Below are 13966 nucleotides of genomic sequence, written 5' to 3' on the forward strand. Positions count from 1 at the left end.
CATGATCCGGCGATTGCCAGTTGCCTCCGACAGCGGTATCGGCCTTGCCAGAGAGCGATTTGCAATCACCGGCCCCATGCATACATATGGCCGATCAAAGTTACTCGTACCGCGCCAATCGCCTTATCGGGATGACGCTGCTCGGAGCCAGGAAATGTCGAATGAACTGACCATGCACGCCACGACCATCGTGACGGTGCGCAAGGGCAACAAGGTGGTGATCGCCGGCGACGGCCAGGTCAGCCTTGGCCAGACCATCATGAAGGGCAACGCCAAGAAGGTGCGCCGCATCGGCAAGGGCGGCAATGTGATTGCCGGTTTCGCCGGCGCCACCGCCGACGCCTTCACACTTCTGGAACGGCTCGAAGCCAAGCTCGAACAATATCCCGACCAGTTGACGCGCGCCTGTGTCGAGCTCGCCAAGGACTGGCGCACCGACCGCTATCTGCGCCGGCTGGAGGCGATGATGCTGGTGGCCGACAAGTCGGTTTCGCTGGCGCTGACCGGCACCGGTGACGTGCTCGAGCCCGAATTTGGCGTCATGGCCATCGGTTCGGGCGGCAATTACGCGCTGGCGGCGGCCCGCGCGCTGATGGACAGCGACAAGGACGCCGAGGAGATCGCCCGCAAGGCGATGCAGATCGCGTCCGACATCTGCGTCTACACCAACAACAGTTTCGTCATCGAAACGCTCGATGCCGCCTGAAGAGGTGGTGACCTATGATTTTCGGCCGGTGACGGAGAAAGACCTGCCGATGATCGCCGGCTGGCTCGCCGAGCCTGAAGTCGCCGAGTGGTGGGGCGATCCGGAGACGGAAATCGCCGACATTCGCGAGCATATCGACTCAATTTCCGTCGAGCCGCTGATCGTCGAGCTCGACGGCAAGCCGATCGCCTATCTGCAGAGCTACGATCCGCATCTGGAAGCCGACCATCCCTATGCCGACCAACCGTTCGGCACGCTCGGCATCGACGTGTCGATCGGCGTGCCGGAGCTGGTCGGGCGCGGCCATGGCTCGGCGATCGTGCGCCAATTCGTCGAACAGCTTTTCGAGGAAGGCGTGCCGCGCGTCATCATCGATCCGGACCCGGGCAATGCTCGGGCCATCCGGGCCTACGAAAAGGCTGGCTTTGTTGCCTTCGACACCAGAACATCGGAGTACGGGCCGGCGTTGATGATGGCGCGCGACGCGACCCAGGAGCCCAATTGATCAGCGCCGAAACCCTCGACAAGGCAATCGCGAAAGGTTTGATCTCGCAGACCCTGCGCGATCAGTTGGAGGCCATGGAACGTGCGGTCGCTCTCGCCCCCGAGGCCAGGCGCGCCGATGACGAGGGTGACGAGGAAAACCTGCGGCTGGTGGGCGGCGGCAACGATCTGTTCGTCACTGTCGGAACCGTTCTGCTCAGCGCCGGCTTCTTCTTTGTCCTCACCACCTTGCTTCCAGGCCAGACATTCTGGATCGCCGGCATCCTCGCGGTTTTCGCCTGGGGGCTTGCCGAAATCGTCACGCGTCAGCACCGGATGAAGTTATCGTCGTCCGTGCTTGCCCTGGTTTTCATGGCCGCCATTCTGGCCGCTCTGGCGCTACAAGTGGAGCGCAGCTTCGGCATACGCAAGCCGGAGACTATCTGGCAGCTATTGGCGTTGCGCCAGACGGCGTCCCGGGCCGGATATCTGTTCCTGGGCGGAGGAATAATCGCGGCGGCGATCTATTTCTGGCGCTTTCGCGTCCCCATCATTGCCGGGGCCATCGCCATCGCCTTCACACTGCTTGCCTTCCTGCAAACGGCGATAATCCTGTATGACAGCGTGACAACGGGCGCGATTGCTCCACCGCGCCTTGAGGATGTTCCCGAATTGCTTCGCGCAGCACTTTACATGCCGCTAATCTGCGGCCTGATCGTGTTCGCAACGGGTGTAGCTTTTGACATTTACGATAGGGATCGACGCAAGATCTGGTCCGATTGCGCTTTCTGGCTGCATGTCGTCTCGGCGCCCATGCTGGTGCATCCGCTCTTTATCATGGCAACCGGCCAGAACGTCGTATTCGGACATATCGCGCCGGATGCCAATGCAACCATCATGCTGACGATTCTGATCCTTGGCTTCCTCTATGTCGCGCTTGCCATAGACCGCCGTTCGCTTCTGGTTCCTACATTGGCTTACTTCGGCTCGCTGGGCATCTACTATCTGGTGAATTCCGCCTCCGATTCGACGGGTATCCCGCCTTTTGCCTTGATCCTGGTCGTTGTTGGCGCGCTGATTATTCTGTTCGGGGCTGGCTGGCAGCGTATCCGGCGGATTGTGGTCAAACCCACCTTGCCGGCGGCCGTGATCCGCCGGCTACCGCCGCTGAAGGCGTGACAGGGCTTGTGATGATCGACACGGCGACGCGAAACGAGGGGGAATGAACCGATGACGACACCGGCCACGGAGAACAGCTATTCGGCCTATGAAGACAGCTGGCGGATGGGGCTTCTGCTCGTCCTCGCCCTGATCATCTTCCAGGCCGGGACGCTCTACGGCATGGGACGAACGCCGATCTGCACCTGCGGCTATGTGAAACTCTGGCACGGCGTGGTGAACAGTTCGGAGAATTCCCAGCACATTTCGGACTGGTACACGTTCTCGCACATCATCCACGGCTTCCTGTTCTATGCCCTGGCGCGATTCCTATTCCCGCGCTCGCCGATCGGCTTGAGGCTGGCGTTCGCCGTCCTCATCGAGGGCGGCTGGGAACTGCTCGAGAACAGCCCGTTCATCATCGAGCGCTACCGCGCCGGCACCATCTCGCTCGACTATTACGGCGACAGCATCATCAATTCGGTGTCCGACACACTGGCCATGGTGCTGGGATTTGTGATGGCGCGAAAGCTACCTATATGGGTGATCGTCAGCCTCGCCATCATCTTCGAACTCGGTACCGGCTATCTCATCCGGGACAATCTGACACTCAACGTGATCATGCTGCTGCATCCGTTCGAGGCCATCAAGCAGTGGCAAAGTGGAATTTAGTGATATGAGCACCTTCTCTCCCCGCGAAATCGTTTCGGAACTCGACCGCTTCATCATCGGCCAGAAAGACGCCAAGCGCGCCGTGGCCATCGCCTTGCGCAACCGCTGGCGCCGCCAGCAGCTGGAAGGCCAGATGCGCGAAGAGGTGATGCCGAAGAACATCCTGATGATCGGGCCGACCGGCGTCGGCAAGACCGAGATTTCGCGCCGCCTGGCACGGCTCGCCGGTGCGCCTTTCGTCAAGGTCGAGGCGACCAAGTTCACCGAGGTCGGCTATGTCGGCCGCGATGTCGAGCAGATCATCCGCGACCTGGTCGAGATCGCCATCGGCCTGGTGCGTGAGAAGATGCGCGAGGACGTCAAGGCGCGCGCCCACGTCAACGCCGAGGAACGCGTGCTGGAAGCGCTTGTCGGCAAGACGGCGAGCCCGGCCACCCGCGACAGTTTCCGCAAGAAGCTGCGCGACGGCGAACTCGACGACAAGGAGATCGAAGTCGAGGTTGCCGACACCGGCACTGGCGGCATGCCCGGTTTCGAGATTCCCGGCATGCCGGGCGCCAATATCGGCGTGCTCAACATCAACGACATGCTGTCGAAGGCGATGGGCGGCAAGAAGACCAAGATGCGCAAGACGACGGTGAAGGAATCCTACGACCTGCTGGTCAATGACGAGTCCGACAAGCTGCTCGACCAGGACGAAGTTGTGCGCCGGGCGCTCGATGCGACGGAGAATGACGGCATCGTCTTCCTCGACGAGATCGACAAGATCGCGTCGCGTGAAGGCGGCATGGGCGCCGGCGTTTCCCGCGAAGGCGTGCAGCGCGACCTGCTGCCGCTGATCGAAGGCACCACGGTGGCGACCAAATACGGACCGCTGAAGACCGACCACATCCTGTTCATCGCCTCCGGCGCCTTCCACGTCTCGAAACCGTCAGACCTGTTGCCGGAATTGCAAGGCCGCCTGCCGATCCGCGTCGAGCTGCGGGCGCTGGAGAAGGACGATTTCGTGCGCATCCTGACCGAGACGGAAGCCAGCTTGATCAAGCAGTATATCGCGCTGATGAAGACCGAAGGCGTCGACCTGACCTTCACCGACGATGCCATCGATTCGCTGGCAGGCATTGCCGTCGACCTCAACGCCAGCGTCGAGAATATCGGCGCAAGGCGGCTGCAGACGGTGATGGAACGGGTGCTGGACGAAATCTCCTACGACGCCCCCGACCGCAACGGAACGAGCGTCACCATCGACGCCGCCTATGTCGAAAAGCATGTCGGCGACCTCTCCAGGAATACCGACCTGTCGCGCTTCATCCTTTAAACGACGGCGCCGGAACGTTCCGGCGCCGGTCCAGGCAACATTTTCCGGCAAGCAAAATCATGTGTGGCCAGATGGTACCATCTGGCCGCCTTTCGTAGTGCCGGGTGAAGGGGCGCTCTCGACTCGACCAAGAGCTTTACCTAGTTTGCGCGGCAATTCTCGATCTCTTGGTTTGACGCAATTCCGGAAAACCGTTTCACACTTTTCCTGGAATTGCTTGGGCGGCGGGTGCATGAAAAAACTGATCCTGGTCATTCTCGGCTTGACGCTGGCGGCGACGCTGTTCGCCGCCGAGGCAGCGACATTGGTGCCGCCGGGAAATCGCAATGTTGTGCAGCCCGACATTCCGGGCGCCTCCAGCCGGCGCACGCAGGCGACCAACACCAGCTTCCAGGCGAAGTACCGCAAGGTTTACGCCCTGCTGCAGAACGACGCCGATCTGCGCGGCAAGATCAAGAAGGCAGCCGCCGCCTACGGCATCGATCCCTTGCACATCGTCGGCGCCATCGTCGGCGAGCACACCTACAATGTCGATGCCTATGACCGGCTGCAGACCTACTACGTCAAGGCGATCTCCTATCTCTCCAGCAAGCTGTCCTTCGCCTATGACGGCGAGGACATCACCGATTTCGTGCAGCGGCCGGAATTCAAGAAATGCGCGGGGATGTCCGACAGCTATGATCTGTGGGAATGCCGCGAGCAGGTGTGGAACCGTTCGTTTCGCGGCAAGAGCGTCGGCGGGACGAGCTTTCCCGACGACCGTTTCGGCGCCACCTTCTTCCAGCCCTATTATGCCGGCCAGACCTTCGGCCTCGGCCAGCTCAATCCGCTGACCGCCCTGCAGATGAGCGATCTCGTACACAAGGTTTCCGGCCTGCCGAAGCTCGACGTCGGCGATCCCAATTCGGTCTACAAGACCATCATGGATCCCGATTTGACGCTGCCTTACGTCGCCGCGACGATCAGGAAATCGATCGATGCCTACAAAAGCATTGCCGGCTTCGACATTTCGGGCAATCCGGGAGTCACGGCCACCCTCTACAATGTCGGCAATCCAGAGCAGCGCGCCTATGCCTTGAAGGCGGAGAACGACAGGCGCCGCGCCGCCGGCGAGCCGGAAAAGCTGCCGGAAGAGAATTACTATGGCTGGCTGGTCAACGACAAATTGGCGGAGCTGAAGGCGCTGTTTTAGAGCAATTCTAGGAAAAGTGTGAAGCGGTTTTCCGTCTAGAATTGCGTCAAAACAAAGAGTTGAGCAACTCGCCGTTTCCGTGAAACGGCGAGTTGCTCTAGCGGGTTTGAGCTCAGGCCTCTACCTCCCGCTTGTGGGAAGGGTAGACTCAAGCCGCCAGCAGCGACTTCAGCTTCACATCCTGCGACCCCAACGCTTCCCGCGACGGCTTCGCGCGCCTGCCGATCAGCATTTCGGCCAGCCTGATGTCGCGGGCGACCGCATTGCCGGGGCCGATGCCGCTGGCCGCCACCAGCCTGCCGTCTTGCGCCAAATGGAAGAGGATGAAAGCGCCGTCGCCGAGGTCGCGGCGCACAGTGCTGCTGCCTTCGTCGGAGAGCCCGGCGATCTGCAGGGACAGACCATATTGATCCGACCAGAACCACGGCACCGCCGCATGCGCCTCGCCGGCACCGAGCATGTTCCTGGCCGCCAGCGCGCCCTGTTCCTGGGCGTTGCGCCAGGCTTCCAGCCGTACGCGGCGGCCGCCATAGACGGCGAGCGGAAACGAGCAGCAATCGCCGGCGGCAAAGATGTCGGGATCGCTGCTGCGCAGCTCGGCATCGACAGCAATGCCGTTGTCGATCGCCAGGCCGGCTTCGCCCGCAAGCCCGGTCACCGGCACGGCGCCGATGCCGATGATCGCGAGGTCGGCTGATATCTCCCGTCCGCCGGCAAGGGTGACGCGCACCTCTTTGCCATCGTCGGAGATGGACGCGATGCCGTCGCCGCACAGGATATCGGCGCCCTCGGCGATATGCGCATCATGGATGATTTCTGCGATCTCCGCCGGCACGCCGCGCATAAGGATACGCGGCTGCGCCTCGATGACCGTGACCGCGGCACCAAGTTTGCGCGCCGCGGCGGCGAGTTCGAGGCCGATGAAGCCGCCGCCGATGATGGCGATACGGTTGCCGGCAGTGAGATGCGCGCGAATGGCGAGCGCATCGGCAAAGGTGCGGAGATAGACGCAGCGCGGACCCAACCCCGGCATCGGCAATTTGCGCGGCGTCGAACCGGTTGCCAGCAGGAGCTTGTCGTAGGGCAGGACCGATCCGTCCGACAGGCGCACCGCATGCGCCGCGCGATCGATCGCCACGCCCTGGACGGAATGGATATGCCGGATCGAACGCTCGGCCAGAATTGCGTCGCTGGCGATCGCCTTGATCTCGGGCGCATCGCTGGCCATCGCCTCCTTGGACAGAGGCGGGCGCTCATAAGGCAGATGCGGCTCGTCGCCGACCAGCGTCACCGGCCCGTCATAGCCCAGTTCGCGCAGCGCCAATGCCGCCCGCCCGCCGCATTCGCCGGCGCCGATGATGAGCATCCCCCCCGCCATGTCAGTCATCCGATCTGGATCAGCACTTTGCCGGCATCGACCTTGACCGGGTAGGTCTTGAGATTGACGCAGACCGGGGCGCCGCGGGCGTCGCCCGTCTTGTAGTTGAAGCGGCCATTGTGCTTGGGGCATTCGATGATGTCATCCATCACCAGCCCGTCGGCCAGGTGCACCTTTTCATGCGTGCAAAGGCCGTCGGTGGCGAAGAACTCATCGTCGGGGCTGCGATAGATGGCGAAGGTGCGGCCGCCATGGTCGAAGCGCATCACATCCTCCTCGTCTATGTCGCCGGTGGCGCAGGCCTCGACCCAGTCGCTCATTCAAGTCCTCCCCAAAGGCAAATCCAGGAAAAGTGCGCAGCGGCTTTCCGTCCGGAATTGCGTTAAAAATAAATAGCCTAGATCGGATGGAAGCACGATCATTCCGCCGCGGCGGCGATAATGTCGTTGTGGAATTCTTCGCGATATGGCCGTGCGGTCGGCGGCAGCTCGCGCTTGAGGAAATAGTCCTCGTTGCGCAGCTGGCGCAGGAAGACCGGGATCATCTCGCGGTAGCCGGCCAGGATCGACGGTGTCGGCTCCGGCAGATCGTGCTTGATCAGTTCGTGCAGCCTCGGCAGCGCATGATAGGGCACCATCGGAAACATGTGATGCTCGACATGGTAGTTCATGTTCCAGTAGATGAAGCGGCTGATCGGGTTCATGTAGACGGTGCGGCTGTTCAGCCTATGGTCGGTGACATTGTCGGCAAGGCCGCCATGCTGCAGCAGCCCGACCATGACATGGTGCCAGGCGCCGTAGAGCCTGGGCAGGCCGACCAGCATCAGCGGCAGGAACGAACCGGTGTAGAGCGCCAGCCCGACGGTGGCGGCATAGATCGCCGTCCAGATGCGGGCGACGCGGATCGCCTTGGGCCGTTCCTGTTCGGGAATGAAGGTCTTTTCGGCGGCGCTGACGGTGCCGGCGGCGTTGCGCAGCATGTCTGACATCGCATGCCAGGCGTCGAGCACGCCAACGAAGCCCAGCATGGCGCGAACCAGATCAGGCGGCCGCATGACCGAGATTTCCGGATCGCGGCCGACGATGACGGTGTCGGTGTGGTGGCGCGTGTGGCTCCAGCGCCAGGTCACCGGATTGCGCATGATCATGAAGCAGGCGATCTGATAGACCGCATCGTTCATCCACTGCGTTCGGAAGGCGGTGCCATGACCGCATTCGTGCCAGCGTGAATCCGTCGAGGAGCCGTAGAGCACGCCATAGACGAAGAAGAACGGCACGCACCACCAACTGCCCCAGAACCAGGCGCCGCCGGCGCCGCTGACGATCAGCGCGGCGAACCAGATTGCCGTATCGCGGATCGCCGGCCCGTCGGAGCGCTGCATCAGCTCCTTCATCTGCTTGCGCGGTACGTCGGTGTGATACCACTCGGCCGCCGACAGGCCGGTCTCGACGGCGAGCTTGGCGTCGCGGCCGATCAGGCTGTAGTCACGCCGGGACGGCGCAGTGGACATGGTTGCCTCCCTCGGCAATGGCATCCGTCAAGGCGGATGCCATGAAATCCCTTGGCTTCGAGCATCAAAGTAACGCCGACCGATGATGGACTCAACATCACGAAGATAGTTTCTATCATTTCCCATCAGGATGATGTACGGAGGCTCAAAGCAAACCCGACGAGGCAAGCATGGTGAAGCGGCCGACAATATCCGATCTGGCGCGCATCTCGGGCGTCAGTGTCGCCACCGTCGACCGCGTGCTGAACAACCGGCTGCCGGTGCGCGAAGAGACGGCGCGCCGCGTGTACGAGACCGCTACCGATATCGGCTACCACGCCGCCGGCCTTATCAAGCAGCGCATGCGCCAGGAATTGCCGGAGTACCGGCTGGGCTTCCTGCTGCTGCGGGGCAATGATGCCTTCTACGGTGACTTCGCGCGGGAACTCGAACTGGCCATCTCGCACTCGCAACGCTTCCGTGGCGCTGCGACCATCGATTTCGCCAGTTCCCTTGCTCCCGACGAGATCGCCTCGCAGATGCGCAGGCTGGCGGCGAAATCGAGGGCCATCGCCGTTGTCGGTCCGGACCATCCGACCCTGACAGCGGTCGTGGAAACCTTGAAGGCGCGAGGGCAGCCGGTCTTTTCGGTGCTGTCCGACTTTGCCGCCGGCATCCGAGAGGGCTATATCGGCCTCGACAACCGCAAGGTCGGTCGCACCGCCGCATGGATGATCTCCAAAGCAGCCAAGCGGCCCGGCAAGGTCGCCCTTTTCGTCGGCAGCCACCGCTTCCACGGCCATGAGCTGCGCGAGATCGGCTTTCGCTCCTTCTTCCGCGAGCATGCGCCGGAGTTCAGCGTGCTTGAAACGCTGGTCAATCTGGAAGCCAACAAGGTGACCCATGACGCGATGATCGATCTTCTGGCGCGTTATCCGGATCTTGCCGGCTGCTACGTCGCCGGCGGTGGCATGGAAGGCGCGGTCTCGGCGCTGCGGGCAGCGAAGCCCGCGACCATGCCTGTGGTGGTCTGCAACGAGATCAACGCCGAATCGCGCGCGGCACTCGCCGACAACATTCTCACCATGGTGATCTCGACCCCGCTCGCCGCTTTGTGCCGTGAGCTCGTCGACCTGATGGCGCATGCCATCGAAACCGGCGCCGCCAATGCTCCGGGCCAGACCTTCCTGCCCTTTGACATCTACCTGCCGGAAAACATCTAGCCCGCCGCCGCGCAAGCCCGCCGAGGCAAATGATAGAATCCATCAGAGCGATGCGTAAATCGGCCCGAAGGCCGTGGAATCGCCCTTGACGCCTCGATGTTAAATGGAATAAATATTTCATCATCTGTATATTTTGGTTCTTTCGTTCCGTAGTATCTGTTACAAACGGAGGGTTTGACGTTCCAGCCAATGGCAAGCGTCATCGGGAACAGAAAGGCCGTCGGGAGAGATTCCCCGGGGAGATCGGGGATTCCGGATAAATCGGTGAAACCGGACACCAATATGTGGAGGAGAAACACAATGAAGAAATTGATTTTGGGCGTCGCTTTCGCGGCGCTGATGAGCTCATCCGCCTTGGCCGCCAAGGTTGGCGTGTCGATGGCCAAGTTCGACGACAACTTCCTGACCGTGCTGCGCAACGGCATGATCGAGCAGGCCAAGGGCATGAGCGGCGTCGAGCTGCAAGTCGAGGACGCACAGAACGACGTCGCCAAGCAGCTTGACCAGATCAAGAACTTCGCCGCCTCCGGCGTCGATGCCATCATCGTCAACCCGGTCGACACTTCGGCCACGCAGGCGATGTCGGACGCCGCCGCGGCAGCCAAGATCCCGCTGGTCTATGTCAACCGCGAGCCGGTCAATGTCGACACGCTGCCCGACAACCAGGCCTTCGTCGCCTCGAACGAAGCCGATTCCGGCACGCTCGAGACCAAGGAAGTCTGCCGCCTGTTCAAGGAAGCCGGCAAGAAGGAAGCCAATGTCTATGTGATCATGGGCGAGCTTTCCAACCAGGCCGCCGTGCAGCGCACCAAGGACATCGACGATGTGATCGCGACGCCGGATTGCAGCTTCATCAAGATTATCGACAAGCAGACGTCGAACTGGAACCGCGACGAGGCGCAGAACCTGATGACCAACTGGCTGTCGACCGGCAAGCCGTTCGACGGCGTCATCGCCAACAATGACGAAAGCGCCATCGGCGCCATCCAGGCGATGAAGGCCGGCAACATCGACATGAAGGCGGTTGTCGTCGGCGGCGTCGATGCCACCCAGGACGCGCTAGCGGCCATGCAGGCGGGCGACCTCGACGTAACCGTGTTCCAGGACGCCGCCGGCCAGGGCGCCGGCGCTCTCGATGCGGCGCTCAAGCTTTCCAAGGGCGAGAAGGTCGAGCACAAGGTCTACGTGCCCTTCCAACTGGTGACGCCAGCCAACATCGACAAGTTCCTGAAGAAGAACTGAGCCGCCAACGGTTCGATACGGAGCGGCGCTCTCGATCAAGACGGCGCCGCTCCCCTCTCTCCCTCAGCGCCGCAGGCGCAAGGGCGACCGCGGCTGATGGAGGACAGAATACGTGGCACAGACATCTCATGGCGTCGGCGGCGTCGGTTATGATGCGAGGAAGCGCACATGGCCGGCCGAGTTCAATGTTTTCCTCGCACTGGTCATTCTCGTCGTCATCTTCGAACTGATCGGCCGCGTCTTTCTCGGCGACAGTTTCCTGTTCAACACACGCAGCGACGTCGGCGGCATCTTCAACGAAGCGCGTCTGCAGATCATCATCCTGCAGGTGTCGATCGTCGGCATCATCGCCATCGGCGTGACGCAAGTGATCATCACCGGCGGCATCGACCTGTCCTCGGGCTCGATCGTCGGCGCGACCGCCATGATCGCCATGAGCTTCGCCCAGGTGGCGACGGTCAACGGCAACCCCAATCCCAAGGCGATGTTCCTGGCGCAGGGCTGGACGGACCTGCCTGTCATCGTGCCGCTGCTGGTGGCGATCGCCTGCGGCCTGTTCGCCGGCCTCGTCAATGGCGCGCTGATCGCCTACACGCGCATTCCGCCGTTCATCGCCACGCTCGGCATGATGGTGACCGCGCGCGGCATCGCCAAATGGTGGTCCAAGGGCCAGCCGATCTCGTTTCCCACCGAGAGTTTCGCCAGCATCGGCAAAGGCCTGATGCCCGTCGTCATCTTCCTGTCGCTGGCCATCCTGTTCCAGCTGATCATGACCTACACGAGGTACGGTAAGCACTGTTATGCGATCGGCTCCAACGAGGACGCCGCGCGCATGTCCGGCATCAAGATCGCTAACCACAAGATCCTGGTCTACGTCATCGCCGGCATTCTCGCAGCGCTCGCCGCCGTGGTGCTGAGCTCCAAGAACCTGACCGCGCAGTCCGGCATGGGGGTGATGTACGAGCTCGACGCCATCGCCATGGCGGTCATCGGCGGCGTCTCCCTGTCGGGCGGCCGCGGCTCGATCATCGGCACGGTGATCGGCTCGCTGATCTTCGGCGTCATCATCTCCGGCTTCACCTTCCTGCGCCTCGACGCCTACTACCAGGAGATGGTCAAGGGTGTGATCATCGTCGGTGCGGTGGTTCTCGACCAGTGGCGCCAACGCCTGCGGGCAATGAGGGCATGACCATGTCAGACATCGTCCTGAAGACCGAAAACCTGACTAAGCGCTATGGCGGCGTGCACGCGCTGGAAGGCGCTGACTTCGAGCTGCGCAAGGGCGAGCATGTCGCCATCATGGGCGACAACGGCGCCGGCAAGTCGACCTTCGTGCGCCAGATCACCGGCGTCGAGCAGCGTACCAGCGGCCAGATCTGGTTCGACGGCAAGGAAGTGAATTTCGCCGGGCCGATCGAGGCCCGCACGGCGGGCATCGAGACCGTGTTCCAGAACCTGGCGCTGGCCGACGATCTCGACGTGCCTTCGAACCTGTTCCTCGGCCGCGAGAAGGTTTTGTTCAACCTCGGCCCGTTCTCGATCCTCGACCGCAAATACATGCGCAAGGCGACCGAGGCGGCATTGGTCCGCACGGCGGTGAAGATCCCCAATCTGTCCAACACCATCCGCCACATGTCGGGCGGCCAGCGCCAGTGCGTGGCGATCGCGCGGACCGCGACCTTCGCCTCCAAGCTGATCATCATGGACGAGCCTACCGCCGCCCTTGGCGTGCAGGAGACAGCGCAGGTCGAGAACATCATCCGCACGCTCAAGGACAATGGCGAGCCGCTGATCCTGATCAGCCACAATATGCGCCAGGTGTTCGATCTCTGCGACCGCATCGTCGTGTTCCGGCGCGGCCGCATCGTCGCCAATCTGCGCAAGGAGAACACCGACGGCAACGACATCGTCTCCTACATTACCGGCGCCAAGACCGGCGAGGCGGAACTCGCGGCCTAAAACAGGACGATCACCCTGTTTTAGGGACGATATGCGTGCTTGAAACAATCTGCCCCCTTCCTCAGGGAAGGTGCGGACACAACTCTCTCTCTAACCCATCCCCCTAGAGGAAATACCCATGACCGTTCGCTTCGCTCTCCTCGGTGCCGGCCGCATCGGCAAGGTCCACGCCCGCGCCGTCGGCTCCAACCCGCAGGCCAAATTGGTTGCCGTTGCCGATGCGTTCGAGAAGGCGGCAACCGAGCTGGCGAGCGCCTATGGCGCCGAAGTGCGCACCATCGACGCCATCGAAAAATCCAAGGATATCGACGCCGTCGTCATCTGCACGCCGACCGACACCCATGCCGACCTGATCGAACGTTTCGCCAAGGCCGGCAAGGCGATCTTCTGCGAGAAGCCGATCGACCTCAACGTCAAGCGCGTGGAGAAGTGCCTGGCTGTGGTCGAGAAGACCAAGGCGACGCTGATGGTTGGCTTCAACCGCCGCTTCGATCCGCATTTCGCTGCCGTGCGCAAGACGATCGACGACGGCGCCATCGGCACCGTCGAGATGGTCACCATCACCTCGCGCGACCCCGGCGCGCCGCCGATCGACTACATCAAGCGCTCGGGCGGCATTTTTCGCGATATGACCATCCATGATTTCGACATGGCGCGCTTCCTGCTCGGCGAAGAGGTCGTGGCGGTCAGCGCCCATGCCTCGGTTCTGGTCGACAAGAAGATCGGCGCGGCCGGCGATTTCGATAGCGTCAGCGTCATCCTGGAAACCGCTTCCGGCAAACAGGCCGTCATCTCCAACTCGCGCCGCGCCACCTATGGCTACGACCAGCGCATCGAGGTGCATGGCTCGAAAGGCATGATCGCGGCCGAGAACCAGCGCCCGGTGTCGATCGAACTGGCCAACGAGAAGGGCTACACCCGCCCGCCGCTGCACGACTTCTTCATGACCCGCTACCTCGACGCCTATGCCATTGAGATCGCCGCGTTCATCACAGCCGCGACCTCGGGCAAGAAAGCGTCGCCTAGCGGCGCGGATGGGCTGGTGGCGCTGAAGCTGGCCGACGCGGCGCTGAAATCAGCAACGACCGGCAAGACCGTCCGCCTCGACAAGTAAGAACCCCTTAGGAAGAACCCACAGGAGCAGAG

Annotated in this window: 14 protein-coding genes; 11 read left to right on the plus strand and 3 right to left on the minus strand. The window is 62.2% G+C overall.

Features of this window, described 5'->3' with window-relative positions; translation table 11 throughout:
• The first annotated feature begins 154 nt into the window (after positions 1-154).
• The 6 genes from hslV (at position 155) to LB558_RS15395 (ending at position 5529) form a co-directional block, all read left to right on the plus strand.
• The gene (hslV, locus tag LB558_RS15370; RefSeq protein ID WP_127259440.1) at positions 155-706 is read left to right on the plus strand and encodes an ATP-dependent protease subunit HslV; all 552 of its coding nucleotides are present in this window, start codon (positions 155-157) and stop codon (positions 704-706) included.
• Positions 696-1211 carry a GNAT family N-acetyltransferase gene (locus LB558_RS15375; protein ID WP_224698308.1) on the plus strand — a complete coding sequence of 172 codons (516 nt, stop codon included), beginning with the start codon at positions 696-698 and terminating at the stop codon, positions 1209-1211. Before hslV ends, LB558_RS15375 begins: the two co-directional genes overlap by 11 nt.
• On the plus strand, positions 1208-2368 hold the full coding sequence (locus tag LB558_RS15380; protein WP_224698309.1) for a hypothetical protein: 1161 nt from the start codon (positions 1208-1210) through the stop codon (positions 2366-2368). Before LB558_RS15375 ends, LB558_RS15380 begins: the two co-directional genes overlap by 4 nt.
• 51 nt (positions 2369-2419) lie before the next feature.
• A complete protein-coding gene (locus tag LB558_RS15385) occupies positions 2420-3019 on the plus strand; it encodes a DUF2585 domain-containing protein (protein ID WP_224698310.1) in 600 nt (199 codons plus the stop codon).
• A 4-nt stretch (positions 3020-3023) separates the two neighbouring features.
• Positions 3024-4337, plus strand: coding sequence for an ATP-dependent protease ATPase subunit HslU (gene hslU, locus LB558_RS15390; protein WP_224698311.1), 1314 nt, complete (start codon positions 3024-3026; stop codon positions 4335-4337).
• A gap of 232 nt (positions 4338-4569) precedes the next feature.
• Positions 4570-5529 carry a DUF1402 family protein gene (locus LB558_RS15395; protein ID WP_224698312.1) on the plus strand — a complete coding sequence of 320 codons (960 nt, stop codon included), beginning with the start codon at positions 4570-4572 and terminating at the stop codon, positions 5527-5529.
• Positions 5530-5677: 148 nt separating this feature from the next.
• Here LB558_RS15395 and LB558_RS15400 read toward each other — a convergent pair whose 3' ends face one another.
• The 3 genes from LB558_RS15400 to LB558_RS15410 all read right to left on the minus strand — a co-directional run bounded on the left by LB558_RS15400 (position 5678) and on the right by LB558_RS15410 (position 8417).
• The gene (locus LB558_RS15400) at positions 5678-6916 is read right to left on the minus strand and encodes an NAD(P)/FAD-dependent oxidoreductase (RefSeq protein ID WP_224698313.1); all 1239 of its coding nucleotides are present in this window, start codon (positions 6914-6916) and stop codon (positions 5678-5680) included.
• Entirely contained in the window at positions 6913-7227 is a 315-nt protein-coding gene (locus LB558_RS15405; RefSeq protein ID WP_027161041.1) for a MocE family 2Fe-2S type ferredoxin, read from the minus strand. The genes LB558_RS15400 and LB558_RS15405 overlap by 4 nt, the downstream gene beginning before the upstream one ends.
• A 98-nt stretch (positions 7228-7325) precedes the next feature.
• On the minus strand, positions 7326-8417 hold the full coding sequence (locus LB558_RS15410) for a fatty acid desaturase family protein (protein ID WP_224698314.1): 1092 nt from the start codon (positions 8415-8417) through the stop codon (positions 7326-7328).
• 170 nt (positions 8418-8587) lie between these two features.
• On the opposite strand from LB558_RS15410, the gene LB558_RS15415 reads away from it, so the two are divergent.
• From LB558_RS15415 to iolG, 5 genes are all read left to right on the plus strand, one after another.
• Positions 8588-9619 carry a LacI family DNA-binding transcriptional regulator gene (locus LB558_RS15415; RefSeq protein ID WP_224698315.1) on the plus strand — a complete coding sequence of 344 codons (1032 nt, stop codon included), beginning with the start codon at positions 8588-8590 and terminating at the stop codon, positions 9617-9619.
• 300 nt (positions 9620-9919) lie between these two features.
• The gene (locus tag LB558_RS15420) at positions 9920-10861 is read left to right on the plus strand and encodes a sugar ABC transporter substrate-binding protein (protein WP_024502009.1); all 942 of its coding nucleotides are present in this window, start codon (positions 9920-9922) and stop codon (positions 10859-10861) included.
• A gap of 112 nt (positions 10862-10973) precedes the next feature.
• Positions 10974-12050: an ABC transporter permease gene (locus LB558_RS15425; protein ID WP_127260810.1), complete on the plus strand. Its 1077-nt coding sequence runs from the start codon at positions 10974-10976 to the stop codon at positions 12048-12050.
• A 2-nt stretch (positions 12051-12052) separates the two neighbouring features.
• Positions 12053-12820: an ATP-binding cassette domain-containing protein gene (locus LB558_RS15430; protein ID WP_127260811.1), complete on the plus strand. Its 768-nt coding sequence runs from the start codon at positions 12053-12055 to the stop codon at positions 12818-12820.
• Positions 12821-12938: 118 nt separating this feature from the next.
• Entirely contained in the window at positions 12939-13934 is a 996-nt protein-coding gene (gene iolG / locus LB558_RS15435) for an inositol 2-dehydrogenase (protein WP_224698316.1), read from the plus strand.
• The last annotated feature ends 32 nt before the right edge of the window (positions 13935-13966 follow it).

Origin of the sequence: Mesorhizobium sp. CO1-1-8 (assembly GCF_020164875.1) — a bacterium.
GTDB lineage: Bacteria > Pseudomonadota > Alphaproteobacteria > Rhizobiales > Rhizobiaceae > Mesorhizobium.

Coding starts and splice junctions, on each gene's coding strand:
- hslU (WP_224698311.1), top strand. CDS start 3,024: ATGAGCACCTTCTCTCCCCGCGAAATCGTTTCGGAACTCGACCGCTTC.
- LB558_RS15385 (WP_224698310.1), top strand. CDS start 2,420: ATGACGACACCGGCCACGGAGAACAGCTATTCGGCCTATGAAGACAGC.
- iolG (WP_224698316.1), top strand. CDS start 12,939: ATGACCGTTCGCTTCGCTCTCCTCGGTGCCGGCCGCATCGGCAAGGTC.
- LB558_RS15395 (WP_224698312.1), top strand. CDS start 4,570: ATGAAAAAACTGATCCTGGTCATTCTCGGCTTGACGCTGGCGGCGACG.
- LB558_RS15420 (WP_024502009.1), top strand. CDS start 9,920: ATGAAGAAATTGATTTTGGGCGTCGCTTTCGCGGCGCTGATGAGCTCA.
- hslV (WP_127259440.1), top strand. CDS start 155: ATGTCGAATGAACTGACCATGCACGCCACGACCATCGTGACGGTGCGC.
- LB558_RS15410 (WP_224698314.1), bottom strand. CDS start 8,417: ATGTCCACTGCGCCGTCCCGGCGTGACTACAGCCTGATCGGCCGCGAC.
- LB558_RS15400 (WP_224698313.1), bottom strand. CDS start 6,916: ATGACTGACATGGCGGGGGGGATGCTCATCATCGGCGCCGGCGAATGC.
- LB558_RS15375 (WP_224698308.1), top strand. CDS start 696: ATGCCGCCTGAAGAGGTGGTGACCTATGATTTTCGGCCGGTGACGGAG.
- LB558_RS15405 (WP_027161041.1), bottom strand. CDS start 7,227: ATGAGCGACTGGGTCGAGGCCTGCGCCACCGGCGACATAGACGAGGAG.
- LB558_RS15430 (WP_127260811.1), top strand. CDS start 12,053: ATGTCAGACATCGTCCTGAAGACCGAAAACCTGACTAAGCGCTATGGC.
- LB558_RS15415 (WP_224698315.1), top strand. CDS start 8,588: ATGGTGAAGCGGCCGACAATATCCGATCTGGCGCGCATCTCGGGCGTC.